Source organism: Armatimonas sp., assembly GCF_043760365.1.
Taxonomy (GTDB): Bacteria; Armatimonadota; Armatimonadia; order Armatimonadales; family Armatimonadaceae; genus Armatimonas.
In genome coordinates this window covers 1-1,887 of sequence record NZ_JAYUPA010000331.1, presented here as the reverse complement: position 1 = coordinate 1,887, position 1,887 = coordinate 1, and the positions used below count along the sequence as shown (strand labels likewise).

Genomic DNA, 1,887 nt, shown 5'->3' with positions numbered 1-1,887 from the left:
GGGGGGGCTACGACCCACCCCATGCTGGTTGGTGGCTGGATTGGGCTGAATACCAAAGCGGCCTTCGCGCACGCGCTGGCTACCGTGACGGAGCGCGTTCTCGCCAATCCGTGGTGCCACACGCTCTATCTCTCCGAGATCCAGGGGCCGCCGATGGGCTGTGGCTGTGGGAACCCGTGCTGCCGGAGCTGGGACAATGCACCCGGCGAGAAGATCGCGGCCACGGCCTACCAGAAGCCGGAGATTCTCTTCCCACTCGCGTTTTTTCAGGCGGTGCGCACTGCCGTTCCAAGTCTCGAAATTATTCCTGTTCTCTGCCCTGAGTGTGAACGGGGCATCGTGGTGGACGGTGTAGACGATCCCGATGGCCCGGCGGGGACGAATCTTTGCCAGGGAATTCCGTGTGTTCGCCCCTGCGCGTTGGACTACTGGCCGCGCCTGCTTGCCGCCTTTCGCGCCGAAGTTCCGACGGTTGGGCTGCTCGCGCTCACACGGGCGCTCCAGAAGAACCATCCGGTCTATGGCGAGCCTGGTTGGGCACTGCGTGCGCATCGGCACTACGGCACGGACTTACTTCCCTGCGTCGAGCCGGGCGATGCCCCTAAGTTCGCGCACTGCCTCATCGCCACCGCCGCACCCCAGGACTGCTGGCCCGTCGTGCCGCCCGAGGGCTATATTGCCGCGATCCCACCGATTATGTGTGGTTACTGCCCACCCGAGCCGTAGTTTTTTGCCGTGTCCTCCACCGAGGAGGTGTCCCAGTGGAGGATGTGCTCGATGATCTTGCGGATGGTGGTGACACCGGGCTCGCTCTCTTTATCCAGAGCATCGTCGGGCAGATCCAGCAGCAGCGCAATGAGCGCAGCACGCTCTTTATACCACTCCGCCAGATAGCGCTCGCGTGGGGATTTCTGGATCACCCCGAGGGAGTAGCGTCGGTCAGAGATCTGCCCATAGTGCATCTTCGCGTGCTCGGCATTGTGGGCCAGTAAGTCGTTCAGGTTCCCGCCCATTGCGCAAGGGTGGGCACTGAGCTCGTCGCCCGACACCTCTGAGAAAACATCTACCGCACGGTTCATCTGCTGTTGGAGGCGCTCAATAAGCGCCGTCACTTCGGGATTGCGTTTGTTCATGAGGTTAACTATACCCGCGAAAGGTATACTACACCTGCTATGGCCGATCTCTTTATCCTGAAAACATCACTGCTTGAGGCGCTGAAACCCAAGCGGCTCCTCACCGCGCTGCTCTTGTTGATCCTTCCCGCGCTGGCAGCGATTATCTGGCGCGCGATCGTGCCTGGCGATCGGTTTGACCCCGCGGAGGCCTACAACACACTCGCGGCCTACTTTGTCTTTGGCTTCACGCTCACCATTCTCTCCGTGATCTACGGAACGGGGGCGCTCTCGGCGGAGATCGAAGGACGGACTATTGTCTACTTGCTTACCCGGCCCGTTCCCCGCTGGCGTCTGCTGCTAATGAAGCTGATTGGGGCCTGGGTGGGGATCACGGTAACGGTCGCACTCTCCGTCTTGTTGCTGGGCTTTGCGGTCTATGGCCTGAAGCCCGAGTGGCCACGGATCGTCTCCGACCTGCGCATCATCCCGGTGGGAGCGCTTGCCTACTCGTCGCTCTTTTTGTTTTTTGACACAGTAAAAACAACATCATATAAAATCATCATATTAATAAAACAAAATTGTTTTTACCTTTGACTATAACAGCCATGAGTATGTTGCCGAATACGCGCATCGCAGATCTGAGATCTCTAGATTCCGCATCGAATGGAAGATCCCTAAAGGAAATTGAAGGGAGAGGGAGAGGGAGAAGGAGGAAGAGGAGAAGTAGGAGGAGTGGGAGAAGGAGAGGGAGAAGGGAGAGGAAGAGAAAAAG

At 58.7% G+C, this 1,887-nt stretch carries 4 protein-coding genes; 2 read left to right on the top strand and 2 right to left on the bottom strand.

Translation table 11 applies throughout. The features are described from left to right. On the top strand, positions 1-726 hold a 726-nt coding region (locus ACH2EH_RS08100; RefSeq protein ID WP_395140617.1), incomplete at its 5' end, for a hypothetical protein. Here ACH2EH_RS08100 and ACH2EH_RS08095 read toward each other — a convergent pair. Then, the gene (locus ACH2EH_RS08095) at positions 705-1,133 is read right to left on the bottom strand and encodes a hypothetical protein (protein ID WP_395140615.1); all 429 of its coding nucleotides are present in this window, start codon (positions 1,131-1,133) and stop codon (positions 705-707) included. The genes ACH2EH_RS08100 and ACH2EH_RS08095 overlap by 22 nt on opposite strands. Positions 1,134-1,172: 39 nt before the next feature. Between ACH2EH_RS08095 and ACH2EH_RS08090 the strand changes: the two genes are divergently transcribed. Next, entirely contained in the window at positions 1,173-1,709 is a 537-nt protein-coding gene (locus tag ACH2EH_RS08090) for an ABC transporter permease (RefSeq protein WP_395140613.1), read from the top strand. Here the strand turns inward: ACH2EH_RS08090 and ACH2EH_RS08085 are convergent. After that, a partial coding sequence (locus ACH2EH_RS08085) for a hypothetical protein (protein WP_395140611.1) occupies positions 1,675-1,887 on the bottom strand: 213 nt, incomplete at its 5' end. The two genes, ACH2EH_RS08090 and ACH2EH_RS08085, sit on opposite strands and share 35 nt — an antisense overlap.